Origin of the sequence: Streptomyces sp. SBT349, from assembly GCF_001083795.1 — a bacterium.
Taxonomy (GTDB): domain Bacteria; phylum Actinomycetota; class Actinomycetes; order Streptomycetales; family Streptomycetaceae; genus Streptomyces.
In genome coordinates, this window is sequence record NZ_LAVK01000170.1 from 1 (window position 1) to 15,651 (window position 15,651).

Below are 15,651 nucleotides of genomic sequence, written 5' to 3' on the forward strand. Positions count from 1 at the left end.
CCCTCCGCCCCGGCCGCCCCCGCGGCGGACACTCGGGGACATGCGCCTGCCGAACCTGCCCTCCCCACCGCCCCGGGTCCTCGTCGTCGACGACGACCCGACCGTCGCCGAGGTGGTGACCGGCTATCTGGACCGGGCGGGTTTCGCGGTGGACCGCGCCGCGGACGGGCCCGGTGCCCTGATGGCCGCCGCCGCCAGCCCTCCCGACCTGGTGGTCCTCGATCTGACCCTGCCAGGTCTCGACGGCCTGGCCGTCTGCCGCGGGCTCCGCGAGGCCGGGCCGGTGCCGGTGGTGATGCTCACCGCCCGCGGCGACGAGGAGGACCGGATCCTGGGCCTCGAGGTCGGCGCGGACGACTACGTGACCAAGCCGTTCAGCCCCCGGGAGCTGGTGCTGAGGGTGGCCTCCGTGCTGCGCCGGGCGGGCGCGGGGCCCTCGGGCCCCACCGCCGGTGACGTGCTGCGGGCGGGCGGCATCGTTCTCGACCCCCGGGCGCACACCGCGTCCGACGACCGGGGCCCGTTGCGGCTGACCCTGCGGGAGTTCGACCTGCTCGCCCACTTCCTGCGCCACCCGGGGCGCGCCTTCAGCCGGGAGGAGCTGATGAGCACCGTGTGGGGCTGGGACTTCGGCGACCTGTCGACCGTCACCGTGCACATCCGCCGCCTGCGCCACAAGGTCGAGGCGGACCCCGCGAGCCCCCGCCTGATCACCACGGTGTGGGGCGTCGGCTACCGCTTCGACGCGAGGTGAGGGCACGGTGGGCATTCAGCAACTGCTGCGCGATCTCCCGCTGATCGCGCTCTACGCGGCGGCCGGCGCGGCGGTCGCCGGCACCGGTGGCGCGCTCGCGCTCGCCGCCGTCAGGCGCCGGTCGGTGGCGGTGTCCCTGACCGTGCTGATCGCCGTCACCGTGGGCGCGCTGCTGGCGGGGACCCTCTCGGTGGCCTGGGCCATGTTCCTGTCCGCGCACGACCTCGCCGTCGTGATCACCGTGAACGTGGTGGGCGCGCTGGCCGCCATCGCCACCGCCCTCCTGCTCGGCCGCTGGTTCACCGGCGCCCACCGGGCCCTGGAACGCTCCGCGCAGGCTCTGGGCGAGACCGGTTCCTACACCGCCCCGACCACCCCCATGCCGACCGAGCTCACCTCCCTCGCCGGCCAGTTGGCGGCGGCCGACGCGAAGCTGACGGCGGCCAGGGAGCGCGAGCGGGCGCTCGAACGCTCCCGCAGGGAGCTCGTCGCCTGGATCTCGCACGACCTGCGCTCCCCGCTGGCCGGGCTGCGCGCCATGGCCGAGGCGCTGGAGGACGGCATAGCGGCCGATCCGGACCGCTACCACCGGCTGATCCGCGGCGAGGTGGAACGGCTCAGCGACATGGTCGGCGACCTGTTCGAGCTCTCACGGATCCAGGCCGGGTCGCTGGCCCTGAGCCCGACCAGGATCTCGGCCTACGACCTGATCAGCGACGCCATCGCGGGCGCCGACCCGCTGGCGCGGCAGCGCGGGGTCCTGCTGGCCGACCGCGGCGTGGAGCCGGTCCCCATGGAGGTGGACGGCAAGGAGATGAGCCGCGTGCTGGCCAACCTCCTGGTCAACGCCATCCGCCACACGCCGCCCGACGGCACGGTGGCGGTGGCCGCCGCGCGCCGCGCGGACTCGGTGGTGCTCTCCGTGACGGACGGCTGCGGCGGCATCCCGCCCGAGGACCTCCCCCGGGTCTTCGACACGGGCTGGCGCGGCACCGACGCCCGCACCCCACCGGCGGGAGCGGGGCTCGGCCTGGCGATCGTGCGCGGCATCGTGGAGGCGCACGAGGGCCGCACCGGCGTACGCAACGTCCCGGGCGGCTGCCGTTTCGAGGTCACCCTCCCGGCGGCCGGCAACCCGGTGGAGGTCCGGCCCGCGGGGTAGGCCGCCCCGGGTGCCGGGGCGGCCGGGGCGACGGTGGGGCCGGGACGGCGCGGACATGCGCACGAGCGCCTCCCGGGCGACCGGCCGGACCCGTCGACGACCCGAGGTCGGTCGAAGGGCGGGCCGGCCCCGCCGGGAGACGCTCGTGAGCGGCCTCGGCGTCAGAGGGCGACGATGCCCTCGCCGCCGACGCCGCCGGGCACGGGGACCGACCCGACGGGGGTCAGCGAACCGTCGCCGCGGTCGATGGCGAAGGCGTCCACGGTGCCCTCACCGCCGGTCTGCACATAGAGGTGGCGGCCGTCCGAGGACACCGAGGCGTCGATGGTGCCGGGGGCGGTCGGGGTGATGCCCGTCGGCCTCAGCCGGTCCTCCTCGACGCTGCGGAAGCCGCTGACGGTGTTGCTGCCCGCGTTGGACGCGTAGTAGAAGGGGCCGGTCCTGACGACCCAGCAGGTCGCCATCTCACCGGTGAGCTCCTCGGAGAGCTTGGTCACCCGGCCGTCGGGGGCGATGTCGAAGGTGGCGACCGCGTTGGGGCCGGCCTCGGCGACCACCAGGCGGCCGGACCTGGCGAAGGTGAAGCCGAACGGGCTGTCCCCCGGGAAGGTGTTGACCACGGGCTCGGCCGAGGGTCCGCCCCGCTTGTCGAGGGGGAAGACGAGGATGTTGCTGCCGTTGCCCTTGGTGGTCACGATGATCTTGGAGCCGTCGGGGGTGAAGCCGATCTGCCCCGGGGTGTTGAGGAACTGCGGGGTCAGGGTGGGGTCCAGGTTCAGCTCGCGGTGCCAGGCCGGCACCTGGACCAGGTGGCCCTTGCGGTCGGTGAAGCCCTGGACCGAGCCGCCGTCGAGGGCGTTGACCACGTAGACCAGGTCGCCGTGGACGGCCACGCTCACGGGGAAGTCCCCGCCGGAGTCGATCACTTGCCGCCGTTCGAGCCGGTCACCGGCGACGTCGAAGACGGTGATGGTGTCCGATCCGGCGTTGACGGCGTAGAGGCGCTCGGTGCGGTGGTCGTAGGTGAGTGAGCCCTGCGACGCCAGGTGGTCGACGACCGACCCCTCCAGCACGCCGCCGAGGCCGCCGGTGGGGTAGGTGCGCCGCTGGGTGAGCGTGCCGTCGGGGGCGCGCTCGTAGGCGATGACGGCGTTGCCGTCTGGCTCGTTGTTCTGGACGAACACCGGCGCCGGATCGGCGGCGTCGCCCGCCGTCTCGTCGGCGGCGGCCGGAGCGGCGAAGGCCGCGGCGGCGGCGGCGAGCGCCGCGCAGCCGGCGGCGAGGCCGCGGAGCCGACGGGCGAGCCGTCTGGCTCGGTGGGTGGGCAGGGGATGTGCGGAGTGGCGCATGTGGCTCCCTCTCAGGCGCGCCGAATGTAAGGATTCGGGGGATTTGTTCCCGTCCGGATCCTAGGCGTGCCCGCTCGCGCCGCCCGAGGGGCGCGACGGCCGGGAGCCGCCGGGGCCGCCGGTGCCGCCCAACGGCGCACTCGGCGTCCGCGACCGAGGAGACAAGTCGACATTATCGCCGCGACACGACCGCGCGGGTGGATGCCACGCCTCGGCGGGGGAGGCCGGGCGCGGCGGCGGGCCCCGGTGGTGGCGCCCGCCGCCGCGGCGGGGTCAGTCCGAGACCTCGCCGTTGATGTGCCGCTGCATGAACTCGTGCGCCCGGTCGCCGAACTGCGCGCCGAACGGGAGGGAGTTCTCGATCGTCTCCCTGAAGTGCACCCCGGCCCACACCCTGCTCATGCCGTAGTCCCGCTCGTGGTCGGTCCAGGTGGCGTAGTGCAGTTCCATGTCGCCCGCGGGGACGAGCCCCGGCTCCGTCAGCGCCGAGCCGGCGGCGTAGGGGAAGCTCCAGTCCAGGACGTCATCGCCGAGGAAACGCCGCGCCGCCTGCGCCTGGGCGGCGCAGATCGTCGTGAAGCTGGCCGGGTACTCGGGGTGGTCCCCCACCGGCAGGTAGCTGGTCCACTGGTCGGCGGGCATGTCGTCGACCGTGCCCATGCCGACCCCGCCCCAGGCCGTCACCTTGGAGCTGCCGTACACGTGCCGGACCGCGCTGAACGGCCGCACCGCGTCGTACCGGTGTATCTGGTGCCAGGCGGCGATCATGTCGTCGAACCGCGCCAGGGACGTCGTCATGAACAGCTGGGCCCAGCCGTCCAGGTCCAGGTCGTGGGCCAGGGCCGCGGCGCGCGGCGCCAGGGTCATGGCCGCCCCGGTGTGGTCGAAGAACTCGGCCTTCACCTTCTGCTCGTCGGTGAGTCCGGCCGACGCCTCCAGGATCTCGTCCACCGCGCGCTTGTAACGACGGGAGTTGGCGTGGTCGGTGTGCCGGGGCGGGGCGAGCTCGAACCGGCCCGGGTCCTCGTAGGTGAACGGCTTGACCATCCGCACCTGCGGGGTGAGGAACTGCTGGACGACGAAGACGCCCTTGTCGCCCGAGCCCTCGCCGAGCCGGCGGCGGTGACGGTGAACCGCCGGCTGCCAGCGCGAGGGGTTGACCAGCCTGTAGGGAGTGTTCACGGGCTCGTAGCCGGTGTAGTCCTCGAAGGGCTGGCCGTTGTACGCGCGGTCCATGTCGCCGAGGTGGTTCATCCCGTCACCCGCACGGGCCCTGACGATGGCCTTGCCGGCTATGTTGCCGATGCCGATCGGGCTGGTCGGGTCCTCCGACTCGTCGTCGGGGTCGAGGCCGAGCAGGGTCAGCGCCTGCTGCATGACCGCCGCCCGCTCCACGAACACGCTCTGCAACACCCGGAACCCGGCGTACAGGCCGGCGATGTTCTTGTTCCTGTTGGTGGCGGACTCGCCGGCGGGGCGGCGGTCGATCCGGGAGCAGATGCCGACCGCGGTGGGGTGGTAGGGCGCCAGCGCGTCGTACCACGACATCATGAACAGGTGGGTGATCCACGTGTAGAGCGGCGCGTCCATCGGGCCGATGGAGTCCTCCGAAGGGAACTCCCCGCCGGCGTTGGTGGTGATCAGGTCCTTGATGAAGTTGCCGCTGTCGAAGTCGAAGTCGATCTGCGGGGGCGCCGGCTCCGCCCTCGCGTGGGCGGGCTGGCTGGCGGCGGCCGTGCCGGTGCCCACGGTGGCCAGCGCCGTGGCCGAGGCACCGGCGAGCCCACCGAGCAGCAGCGATCTGCGCTGCGGTGAGAAGCGTGAGAGGGGAGAACGACCGGTCGTGGTCATGGGTTGTGTCCTTTCTTGCTTTCCTGAAAAGAGGGCTCTGGTCGTACTGACCACGTTCACCGTTGTCGCCGCTGTGGCTGCCCTCGTGCCACGCGACGTCGGTCGGCCCCTGCGCCGACCAGGGGTTATCCCCGTTCCTGGCTCGCGATCAGCGCCGCCAGCTGGGGTGAGACCTGGTAGTACGACCCGAGATTCATGTGGCCCCCGTCGGCCGACCACTTGGGAACCGAGATGCTGACCCGCTCGCCCTCGTACGCGAACGGAGCGGTGCGCATGAACTCCGCGGTCTCCGGCTCCAGTTGATCCGCGATCGCCTCCAGGTCCAGGCCGCGGGACGGCCGGGGGGAGAAGGAGATCCGCTGGACCCTGGAGGAGTCCCAGCTGAAGGTGACATAGATTCTGTACGCTCCCAGGGCGAGCTCCAGCATCCGCTCGTCCGGCTCCGGCATCCCGCCCTCCTGGAGCAGCGACAGGACGAGCTTCGGATCGAGATTGCCGGCGATCGCGGCGGGGAGCTGGAAGTACAGGTTCATCGTCCTGCGCTTGTAGTCGATCCCGATCACCGACACGTCGTCCAGGCCGTGCTGGGCGAAGTAGCCCGCGTTGTCGGTGACAGCGCGCGGCATGGACGGGATGTCGGCGAGCTTCGACACCGGCTGCAGGTTGCGCGGGAAGCTCGCGTAGAGCTTCTGGAAGCCGCCGACGACTCCGCAGTCGAAGAAGTACTCGTTGACGGAGACGCGCGCCTGAACGTCCGGGAGCAGGGCGCCGACGGGGTGGTCGGTCTCACCGACGAACCCGTTCGCCACCGCGTGGGCATAGGGGTCGTCGATCCCCGCGGGCACCTGGACGGTGTAGTCGAACTCCTCGCGGCCGCTCGACACGCTGAAGATGATCGCGACCTCGCTGAGCGCTTCGCCGTACGCGGTCAGGATCGGCCAGACCTTCTCACGGGTGCAGGGCACGTCCAGCAGTCGAGCCGACTTCTCGATGGCCGAATAGATCTCATCCAGCGCAGCAGCTCCGGACATTCATCCTCCCAGTGTCGATCTTCACGCTTGTGCGAACAAGGAATCCCGGCCCGCGGCCGGTCGGCTCGTCGTGCCCGGGTGCGGACGCGGGGTCAGTCCGAGACCTCGCCGTTGATGTGCCGCTGCACGAAGTCGTGGGCCATGTCGCCGAACTGCTCACCGAGGACGAGGGACCTCTCGACCGTCTTCCGGAAGTGGACGCCGCCCCACACCCGGCTGTTGGCGCACTTCTGGTTGAAGTCGGTCCAGGTGGGGAAGTACAGCTCCAGGTCGTTGGCCGGGGTGATCCCCGGCTCCGTCAGCGTCGAGCCGGCCGGGATGGTGAACCGCCAGTCCAGGACGTCGCTGTCGAAGAAGCGCCGCGCCGCCTGCGCCGAGGCGGCGCAGAGCGTGGTGGAACCCGACGGGTACTCCGAGTGGTCCCCCACCGGCAGGTAGCTGGCCCAGTGATCGGCGCGGATGTCGTCGACCGTGCCCATGCCGGGGCCGCCCCAGGCGGTCACCTTGCGGCTGCCGTACACGTGCCGGACCGCGCTGATCGGCCGCACCGCGTCGTACTTGACCTTGTTGTGCCAGGCGACGATCAGCGGGTCGAACGTGGCCAGCACGTGCTCCAGAAGCCAGAAGGCCCAGCCCTCGATGCCCAGCTCGCCGTTCTGGTCATGCTTGTTGGCGATGGCCACCCCCGAGTGGCCGATCCCCCAGACCTTGTTGTCCATGACCTCGGCGATCGCCTTCTGCTCGTCGGTCAGTCCGGCCGACGCCTCCAGGATCTCGTCCACCGAGCGCTTGTAGGCGCGGCGGTCGTGGTGGTTGCTGAACTCGGGCGGGGCAAGGTCGAAGGCGCGCGGGTCATCGAAGATGTGGGGCTTCACCCGCCGGATCTGCGGGGTGACCATGTGCTGGGTGACGTAGATGCCCGTGTCCCCCGGACCTCCGCCGACGCGGCGGCCGTTGTGCGGGTGGAGCTGCGGCTGCCAGCGCGAGGGGTTGGTCAGCTCGAAGGGGGTGTTCACGGGCTGGTAGCCGGTGTAGTCCGCCCAGGGCCTGGGGTTGTAGTGGCGGCCACCCTCGTCGCCGAGGAAGTTCATGCCGTCCCGCTTGAGGGCTTCCCAGACGCTCTTGCCGGCGATGTTGCCGATGCCGACCGGGCTGGTCGGGTCCTCCGACTGGTCGTCGGGGTCCAGGCCGATGGCGATCAGCACGAGCCGGATGTCCTCCGCCCGCTTCCCCAGCACGCTCTGCCACACCTGCCACCCGGCGTGCAGCCCGGCGATGTTCTTGTTCCTGTTGGTCGCGGACTCGCTGGAGGGGCGGCGCCCGATCCGGGAGTAGATGCCAACCGCGGACTCGTGATAGGGCGCCACCGAGTCGAACGCCGCGATCGACGTCAGGTGGTTGAGCCAGAGGAACGTGGTCACGTCCATGGGGCCGAAGATGTCCGCGTTGCGCGACACCCCGGCGTCCTCGTCGCCGGGGCCCAGGAAGGTGAGGTAGTTGTCCGTGTCGAAGTCGAACTCGATCTGGGGCGGCTGCTGGCTCCGGCCGGCGGCGACCGCGCTGCCCTGGCCCACGGTGCCCAGCGCCACGGCCGAGGCGCCGCCGAGCCCACCGAACAGCAGCGACCTGCGTCCCATGCGGAAGCGCGGGGAGGAAGAACGTTCGGACGTCGTCATCGTTGTATTCCTTGTCCTTTACAGAGAATGTGTTGCGCGTCTCAGGCGAGATTTCTGAGGACGGACCACGCGTGAGCCTCGATCCTGTCTTCGCTGTGCCGAATCCGGTCACGGACGCTCGTGCGGGGCGTGGCCCGGCACGTTCCTGAGGTTTTTCGGGCATGGACGTGCCCCGCGATCGCACGCGGTTCACCGCCGGTTCCCCGCGCGGCCCGCCGCGAGGCGAACAGGGCGCGCGAATGGGCCGGTTCAGGGGGATACGGACCCTGCACTCGCCGGTGGCGACTGTCAGCATCCCCCTGGCCGGCCCACGCGGGCACCTGTCAGGTCGTCGGGTAGCCGCCGAAGCGCCGCTCCCGCACCCCGAGTTCCTGGAGAGCGGCGTCGAAGTCGGCTCGCGTCATGTCGGGGAACAGGACGGGGGAGAAGTACAGCTCGGCGTACGGGGACATCAGCGGGAAGAAGGACGACATGCGGATCGCACCGCCGGTGCGGATGACGAAGTCGACCTGCTTCGGGACGTACGCGCTGCTGGTCAGGAGTTCCTCGGTCATGGCCGGGATCTTCCCGTTGTGCGTGTTGAAGATGCTGATGACCTCGCGGGAGAGGGACATTCCCAGGATGTAATGGAGCGTGAACTCCGACTCCTTGTCCGACTTCTCCCGCAGTTCCTCCAGTTCGGCGAGGTAACGGTCGGGCACGAGGTCGAGCGACCCGGAGAAATCGAAGTTGAGGTCGCCGTGACACCGTCGCACCACGTCGTTGAACGCGACCAGGAACGTGGTCACCGCGGACTCGGGACGGCTGAAGTTCGCGGCGGAGGAGGTCGTGATGTAGAGGTTCTTGACGCCCTCCTCTCTCGACCAGCCGATGAAGTCGATGAGCTTGTCCGCCATCGCTGTGTAGCCGTCGTCGAGGGAGACGCCGTGCGCCTGCGACCAGCGTCGCATTCCGTCCGGCAGCAGCATCAAGTTGGTCACTGTGGTCTCCTTTGGCTGCGTGTCAGCTCCCAACCCTGGCCGGGTGGGACTATCAGTCCGCTCATGGGATCCGCCTCCTGTCATCTGCGCGGAATCCCACGGAGAGGGGATGCCCATGCACCGAGTCGGACTCGGCCCATGTCCCCGGGCGCGGCCGCGGTCCGGTGGCCCACCGCCAACTCAGCGGTAAAGCCGGACCGACGTACGCGATCACATCGGTAGCACCTGGCAGTGGGGGAGCGATTGACTATCGGCGTGGGGAGTTCCGCAGGATCATCCGGATTCCGCGGACCGTCGGCATGAATGACGGAGACGTCGGGGTAGGCGACATCCCAGCCGTGATTCGGGGTGAATTCACGCGGCACCCGGCGAGTGGCCCACCTGGCCGTCACCGGGCCGTCCGCGCCCTCCACCCCCTGTCGGATCCGCCGCCGCCCTTACGGCAGCGCGGCCGACCGCTGGCTCAACTCCTCGATGGGCGGGCCTGTTCGGCCCCCGGGCTGCGCCCCCCCTCCGGCATCCACACCCCTCACCCTGTGCTACCGGGCGGTAGGAACAGGTCGACGCGAAACGCGCGAGCATGAAACCCCTGGAACCGGCAGGCCGGATGGTCCGCACCCCCACGGACCCCCTGCCACCTGCGCAAGCACCCGTCGCCGACTCATGCCACCCCGCGACAGGCAACCCCAGGAGGCGCAAGACTCATTGAATCGGAGATCGAAGGCGGACTCCGGGGCGTGACCCTATGTATATGTTCTTCGCCCCAGGTAGTCAAGCCCGACCGCTGTCAATACCACCTCGCCGGGGGTGACATGAACAAGCCATGCCCCTTCTGGCCTGGTGGGCGGGCCGGGGGCGACGCCCACCGCGTGCCACACCCGCAGCCGATGTCCTGTGTACGCAGGTCGTCTTGGTGTCCGGCGCCGACGCGCGGTGGGCCCGAACGACCCGCTGGGGCCGCTCGCCGCCGCGTCCCCGCCGCCCGGGAAGGCCGGTGACGACGGAATGCTGGCCGGATCGCACGCCGTCCCGGTGGTCCGGGAGCGCGTCCGGCACTCCTCCGTCGAGGACGTCCGCTCCGGCCTGGCCTGCGCGATCCCGCCGTGTACCCCCCGCGCCGACCGCCGCCGGCGCGTGCGTCGAGCGGTGGCGCCGCCTGGCTGAAACACCGTCAGCCCGCGGCGCGGACGATGAACTCCACCCCCCGCCGTATCGCGCCGGCCTTCACCTCCGCGGCATCTCGCATAGGGAAAGCCGTTCGCCGGAAGACACCTTCGAACGTCTTTCTGGTCGCCTTCGAACACCGCCGCACCCCGGCCAACCGCCGACCACTCAACGACCAAGATCCGCCGCTGACTTGACACATCCGGTCCTTGACACGCCCAGTCCTGGGCATCAATACTTCACCGCAGCAGCGAGAAGGGGGCACACCGTGACTGGTGTTGACGCGGCTCGCCCGGACGATTCACTTCCAGGGCCTGGGAACGGGGATGGTACCGATCCGTTTGGTCGCCAGGGCTGCGTCGGCCCTGATCCCCGGCAAAGCGGTCATCCCTGAGATCGCCAGCGCGTCGACCCATTCAGAAGTGCAGCCGGCCACCTTGGGATAACGACCTTCGTGCCGGAGTGCACCTGTGTCTCCAGCCAGTCACGCTCCCGGCGTGCTGCCGATGACTTGACCTGCATTCACAGAGACATTAATGACTGACACGGGAGGACGAATGACCGGGACAGGTGAGTTGGAAGGTCTTTACTCCGACATAGCGCAGGCAGCCGAACTGCTTGACGTACCCTGCTCGCGTGAGAAGGTCTGGCCCATCCTGACCGCTTACGCGGATGACCTCCCCCCGCAGGCCCAGATCGCTTTCCGGGTGGCGACCAACGCGGCGGGCCTCGACTGCCGCTTCGCGTCGCTTCCCCCGGACATCGACCCGTACGCGATCGCGCTGTCGAACGGCCTTACCGAGGAGACGGACCACCCCGTCGGCACGTTGCTCTCGGACATCCAGGAGCGCTTCCCCCTCGACTACCACGGCATCGACTTCGGCGTCGTCGGCGGCTTCAAGAAGACGTGGACCTTCTTCCCGCTGACCAACCTGCAGAAGGTGGCGGAGCTCGCGAAGGTCCCGTCCATGCCGCGCAGCCTGGGTGAGAATCTCGATTTCTACACCCGCTTCGGCCTGGACGACAAGGTGAGCTTGATCGGGATCGACTACCCGAGCAAGACGCTGAATACCTACTTCCTCGGATCGCCGGCCGAGTCCCGCCAGCCGGAGGCCGTCCGCTCGATGCTGAGCGAATTCGGGCTGCCGGAGCCGAGCGAGCAGATGCTGAAGCTCGCCCAGCAGGCGACCGGCTACTACACCACCCTGAGCTGGGAATCCTCGAAGATCGAGCGGATCACCTTCGCCGTGGTGGTCCCGGACCTGGAGGCACTTCCCGACCGCGTCGACGTCGACCCGAAGATCGAGAAATTCGCGAGGAACGGCCCCTACACGTACGCCCCCGCCGAGCGCAAGGGCATCTACGGCGTCACCTCGTCGCCCCGCGGCGAGTACTACAAGCTCCAGGCGTGGTACCAGCTGACGCCGCACATGCTGAAGATGCTGTCGCCCGACTCCAGCCAGTAGCGGCTCGCCGGTCGTCGAGCGACGATCCGTCCCTTCCGCCGGGAGAAGCACCCGTCACCCCTGGTGACGGGTGCTTCTCGGCGTCGTCGCGCCACGGACCCGCGGCGCCGGCCGTTTCGTTCAAGACGGCGGCGGCCCGGGGATCGTACTGTCGCGGGCATGGACAGAACCGCACCGGAATCGCGGCACCTCAGCACGCATGTCGACCGCCCCGCCGAGGAGGTCTACGCCTACGCCTCCGACCCCACCCACCTGCCCGAGTGGGCCGCGGGGCTGGGCAGTTCCATCCGCAGGGCCGACGGCGGGCGATGGACCGTCGAGTCGCCCATGGGGCGGCTCCTCGTCACCTTCACGCCCAGGAACGAGTTCGGCGTGCTCGACCACGACGTCACGCTCCCCTCGGGCGAGACCGTCTCCAACCCGGTGCGGGTGATCGCCGACGGCGCCGGGTGCGAGGTGGTGTTCACCCTCCGGCGGCGGCCCGGCATGAGCGAGGAGGACTTCCGGCGCGACGCCGACGCGGTCTCCGCCGACCTTGCGACGCTCAAGCGCCTGGTGGAACGCGCCTAGTGCCGCGTCAGCCGAGGTTCGCCCCGTCGCGATGCCCCGCTCGGCACCTCGCTGCGTTGCCGCGTCACCCACGTGCGCCCGGCACGAGGGCGATCCGGCTCCCTCCTTGCCCGCCAACGGGCAGGAGGGGCCCAGCGATGCACCGCACCGGACGCCGCTCCTCGACGGGCAAACCCTGACCGACGCGGCACCAGCGGTCGTCCGGGCACGGCACGGCACGGCCGCGTCCCGTCCGCCGCCGCCGGCCCCCTGGTCACGTCTGCCCGCGGGCAGGGGGCCGGCGGCGGCGCCCCTCAGCGGGCCCGATCGTGCGCGGAGGCGTCCTGGCGATCCGTCCAGGACCGGAGCTTCTCGGGATTGCGCACCGACCAGAGGCGCGTGATCCGGTCGCCCGCGACGTCGAAGGCCATCACCGCCACCACGGCGCCTCCGTGCTGGGCGACCAGGCCGGGCCGGCCGTTGACCGTACGCTCCAGGATCGTCAGGCCGACCGCCGCGCGGGCGATCTCGATGTAGGCGCGCGCGACCTGTTCGCCGCCCCGGATCGGGCGGTGGAGGGTGCTGGCCAGGCCGCCGCCGTCGGCGGTCACCGTGGCGTCGGGGTCGAGGAGGCCGATGAGGGCGTCGATGTCCTTGGCCTCCCACGCCGCCTTGAAGGCCCTGACGACGCGGGCCTGCTGGGCCGCCGGGCCCGCGGGCCTGCGCGACGCGCCGATGCGACGGCGGGCGGAGGAGGCCAGTTGGCGGCATGCCGCCGGGCTGCGGCCGAGGATGTCGGCCACCTCGGCGAAGGGGTAGCGGAAGACATCGTGCAGGATGAACGCGACGCGCTCGGCCGGGGTCATCGATTCGAGCAGCACGAGGAACGCCATGGTGACGGACTCGTCGAGGGTGACCCGGTCGGCCGGATCGACGGTGACGCCGCCCGGCGGCCCGTCGCCCCACCCCGCACGGTCCGGCAGCGGCTCCGGGATCCATTCCCCCACATAGCGCTCCCGCCGGACCCGCGCCGAGCCGAGCACGTTGAGGCAGATGCGGCTGGCGACCGTCGTCAGCCAGCCGCCGGGGGATTCGATGGCCTCCCGCTGCCCCCGGGACATGGCGTACCAGCGGGCGTAGGTCTCCTGTACGACGTCCTCGGCATCGGCCAGGGAGCCGAGCAGCCGGTAGGCGATGTTGATCAGCTGACGCCGCTCGCCCATGATCGCGCCCTGGCTCGGATCGGGTCGGCCGTCTCCCGGCTCGGATGGGGTGGTCACGGTGTCCTGGCCATGGCGTCGCTGACTCCCTCGGTCGTGTGCCTCACCCGTTCGACAAGACAGCCCGGCGAACTGTGAGGTCGGCGCCTCGTCTCACATTCCGGCGTGTCGCGTTGTCGTACCGCGGAGACCGGCAGTATCCCGGCCGCTGCGGGACCGGGAGAAGAACGAAGGAGGAAGCCGATGAGCGCGTTCCAGGCCATCGCCGACCGCGTGGAGATCGAGGCGCTGCGCGGCGAGTTCACCGACGCCGTGATGATGCGCGACCGTGCCCGCCTCGCGTCGCTGTTCACGCCGGACGGCGCGCTGCGGATGCCCAACATCCCCGCCGAGATGGTCGGCCGGGAGGAGATCCGCGTGGGGGGCGAGCGCCTTCAGAGCCAGTTGGACTTCTTCGTGCAGACCACGCACCCGGGCACGATCCGGCTCGACGGCGACACCGCGACCGGCCGCGCCTACATGCAGGAGCTCGGGCGCGCCCTCGACGGCCGTCAGGGGCTGAACTTCGCCATCTACCACGACCGCTACCGGCGCACCGCGGACGGCTGGCGGTTCGCCGAACGGGTCTACGAGATCAGGTACTTCGACCCCACCCCCCTGGGGGGCTCGGCGCCCGGACCGGCGGGGGTGCCCGCCGGTCCGCCGGCCGACGACACGGCCGCGCCGGAGGGAACGCCGTGACCACGGCTCCGCCGCGACCGCCGCGACCCCGCGCCGGGGACCGCGGCCCGGCCCGCCCGTGCACCCGCTCCGGCGCACGCCCCGCGACCAGCCACCCACGACCGTGCCAGGAGGCACCATGACCACCCCGATCCCGGCGACGTCCTACGCCGACCCGGTGCCGGCTCAGCGCTTGGAGCGCGCGGCCACCGCCCTGACGGCCCACGGCTTCGCCGTCGAGATCCTCGACGACGCCGCCGCCGCGCGCACCCGCGTCCATGATCTGATCCCCGAGGGCGCCAGCGTGTTCACCTCGGCCAGCGAGACCCTGCGCCTGTCCGGCATCGACGAGGACATCAACACCGACGAGCGGTACCGGGCGCTCAAGCCACGCGTCCTCGCCATGGACCGCGCCACCCGCGCCGACGAGATCCGGCGCCTGCTCGCCGGCCCCGACATCGTCGTGGGCAGCGTCGCCGCGGTCACCGAGACCGGCTCCCTCGTGGTCGCCTCGGCCAGCGGAAGCCAGCTACCCGCCTACGCCGGCGGCGCCGGCGGCGCGATCTGGATCGTCGGGGCGCAGAAGGTGGTGCCCGACCTGGGCGCAGCGCTGCGCCGCGTCGAGGAGCACGCCCTCCCGCTGGAGAGCGCCCGCGCCCAGGCGGTCTACGGGCGGCCCAGCGCCATCAACCGGCTGCTCATCCTCAACGCGGAACCGGAGACCGTGTTCGACAGCTCCGAGCCCCGGGCGGGGCGCACCGTCCTCCTGCTCCGCGAAGCCATCGGCTTCTGAGGCCCCCGGCCGGCGGCCCGGTCACGGCGCGAGGACCAACCGTCGTCAGGGAGCGGGGAGGCAGTTCCACGGACAGCTGCCCGCCCGTGACCCCGGCCCGGCCGGTTCGCTCCAGCGCGTGGGTCCGGTCGGTGAGGTAGACGTCGCCCCTGGCCGCAGCCCCGGCCGCACCCATGGCCGCGCCTGTGTCGTCGGCGAGCGCGAAGCGCTGGTCCACCGCGCGCGTCCCGGTGTTGAGGATCTCGATGACGCGGCTGCCGTCGGCGTTGCGGAACGCGGTGGTGCGGACCGCCTCGTCGCCGGACCGCGCGCCGACGCGCACCGCCTCGGGCCGGATGAACCGGCTGTAGGCGCCCAGCGCCCACAGCCGGTAGGAGACCCGGTAGTCGGGCCGTCCGGGGGGAAGCAGCGTCGCGGCCAGGGCGCAGGCCAGGGCGGTCGGGATCCGTCTGCTCATACGCGTGCTCACACGATCCTCCGGTGTCGGGTCTCATTCGGTGGGGCGCAGGGCGGCGACGCCGTAGGGGGCCAGCCGCAGGCTGCCGCCGGGGTGCCGCGCGTCCGGCGCGAGCAGGTCGGCGGCGGGCCACGGCAGGGTGAGGTCGACGTCCCGGGCGGTGTGGTTGAGCAGGAACAGGTGCCGCGTGCCGTCGGGGGCGAACCGGTCGACGGCCTCGACCCCTTCGGGGGTGTCCAGGACGGGCGCGACGGCGGCGCGCCGGGCGCAGGTGAGGACGAGGCGGCGCATGGTCGCCGCGTCGGGGGCGGTGCCCAGGTAGGTGGCCTCTCCCGCGCCGAAGCGGTGCCGGGTGGCGGCGGGTGTGCCCGCGTACACCCCCGTGGTGTAGGTGGCCAGCGCCTCGGCACCCTCGGGGAGGATGACGTCCTGCCAGTCGCCGGCACCGCTTCGGCGCGGGAGAGGCCACCTACCTGGGC

General features: G+C 71.4%; 15 protein-coding genes. 7 read left to right on the forward strand and 8 right to left on the reverse strand.

Features of this window, described 5'->3' with window-relative positions; all coding sequences use genetic code 11:
* The first annotated feature begins 40 nt into the window (after window positions 1-40).
* Window positions 41-754 (forward strand): response regulator transcription factor, encoded by a 714-nt coding sequence (locus ADY01_RS20590; RefSeq protein WP_049575613.1) that lies wholly within the window; start codon window positions 41-43, stop codon window positions 752-754.
* A gap of 25 nt (window positions 755-779) precedes the next feature.
* On the forward strand, window positions 780-1,916 hold the full coding sequence (locus ADY01_RS20595; protein WP_049575646.1) for a sensor histidine kinase: 1,137 nt from the start codon (window positions 780-782) through the stop codon (window positions 1,914-1,916).
* A gap of 161 nt (window positions 1,917-2,077) precedes the next feature.
* Here the strand turns inward: ADY01_RS20595 and ADY01_RS20600 are convergent, their stop codons facing one another.
* The 5 genes from ADY01_RS20600 to ADY01_RS20620 form a co-directional block, all read right to left on the reverse strand.
* Window positions 2,078-3,265: a lactonase family protein gene (locus tag ADY01_RS20600; protein ID WP_049575619.1), complete on the reverse strand. Its 1,188-nt coding sequence runs from the start codon at window positions 3,263-3,265 to the stop codon at window positions 2,078-2,080.
* Window positions 3,266-3,538: 273 nt separating this feature from the next.
* Window positions 3,539-5,116, reverse strand: a complete 1,578-nt coding sequence (locus ADY01_RS20605) for a DUF6851 domain-containing protein (RefSeq protein WP_049575621.1) — start codon at window positions 5,114-5,116, stop codon at window positions 3,539-3,541.
* Between the two features lie 125 nt (window positions 5,117-5,241).
* Complete coding sequence (locus ADY01_RS20610) at window positions 5,242-6,147, reverse strand: aromatic prenyltransferase (protein WP_049575624.1); 906 nt, start codon at window positions 6,145-6,147, stop codon at window positions 5,242-5,244.
* 92 nt (window positions 6,148-6,239) lie between these two features.
* Window positions 6,240-7,823 (reverse strand): DUF6851 domain-containing protein, encoded by a 1,584-nt coding sequence (locus ADY01_RS20615; protein WP_049575625.1) that lies wholly within the window; start codon window positions 7,821-7,823, stop codon window positions 6,240-6,242.
* Window positions 7,824-8,146: 323 nt separating this feature from the next.
* A complete protein-coding gene (locus tag ADY01_RS20620) occupies window positions 8,147-8,803 on the reverse strand; it encodes an undecaprenyl diphosphate synthase family protein (protein WP_049575628.1) in 657 nt (218 codons plus the stop codon).
* A 933-nt stretch (window positions 8,804-9,736) separates the two neighbouring features.
* On the opposite strand from ADY01_RS20620, the gene ADY01_RS40710 reads away from it, so the two are divergent.
* From ADY01_RS40710 to ADY01_RS20635, 3 genes are all read left to right on the forward strand, one after another.
* Window positions 9,737-9,967 (forward strand): hypothetical protein, encoded by a 231-nt coding sequence (locus tag ADY01_RS40710; RefSeq protein WP_049575629.1) that lies wholly within the window; start codon window positions 9,737-9,739, stop codon window positions 9,965-9,967.
* Window positions 9,968-10,524: 557 nt separating this feature from the next.
* Complete coding sequence (locus ADY01_RS20630) at window positions 10,525-11,433, forward strand: aromatic prenyltransferase (protein ID WP_049575632.1); 909 nt, start codon at window positions 10,525-10,527, stop codon at window positions 11,431-11,433.
* Window positions 11,434-11,592: 159 nt separating this feature from the next.
* Window positions 11,593-12,003: an SRPBCC family protein gene (locus ADY01_RS20635; RefSeq protein ID WP_049575635.1), complete on the forward strand. Its 411-nt coding sequence runs from the start codon at window positions 11,593-11,595 to the stop codon at window positions 12,001-12,003.
* 293 nt (window positions 12,004-12,296) lie between these two features.
* Here the strand turns inward: ADY01_RS20635 and sigJ are convergent, their stop codons facing one another.
* A complete protein-coding gene (gene sigJ / locus ADY01_RS20640) occupies window positions 12,297-13,262 on the reverse strand; it encodes an RNA polymerase sigma factor SigJ (protein ID WP_049575637.1) in 966 nt (321 codons plus the stop codon).
* 183 nt (window positions 13,263-13,445) lie between these two features.
* Between sigJ and ADY01_RS20645 the strand changes: the two genes are divergently transcribed.
* Both ADY01_RS20645 and ADY01_RS20650 read left to right on the forward strand, forming a co-directional pair.
* Window positions 13,446-13,943 (forward strand): nuclear transport factor 2 family protein, encoded by a 498-nt coding sequence (locus tag ADY01_RS20645; RefSeq protein ID WP_049575639.1) that lies wholly within the window; start codon window positions 13,446-13,448, stop codon window positions 13,941-13,943.
* Window positions 13,944-14,061: 118 nt separating this feature from the next.
* Window positions 14,062-14,715, forward strand: coding sequence for an LUD domain-containing protein (locus tag ADY01_RS20650; RefSeq protein ID WP_049575641.1), 654 nt, complete (start codon window positions 14,062-14,064; stop codon window positions 14,713-14,715).
* On the opposite strand, the gene ADY01_RS37240 is transcribed toward ADY01_RS20650, so the two are convergent.
* Together ADY01_RS37240 and ADY01_RS20655 are read right to left on the reverse strand one after the other, a co-directional pair.
* Window positions 14,627-15,172: a glycoside hydrolase family 30 beta sandwich domain-containing protein gene (locus ADY01_RS37240; protein ID WP_078900451.1), complete on the reverse strand. Its 546-nt coding sequence runs from the start codon at window positions 15,170-15,172 to the stop codon at window positions 14,627-14,629. The genes ADY01_RS20650 and ADY01_RS37240 overlap by 89 nt on opposite strands.
* 33 nt (window positions 15,173-15,205) lie before the next feature.
* The coding region (locus ADY01_RS20655) for a beta-galactosidase trimerization domain-containing protein (protein ID WP_199826274.1) at window positions 15,206-15,651 on the reverse strand (446 nt) is incomplete at its 5' end.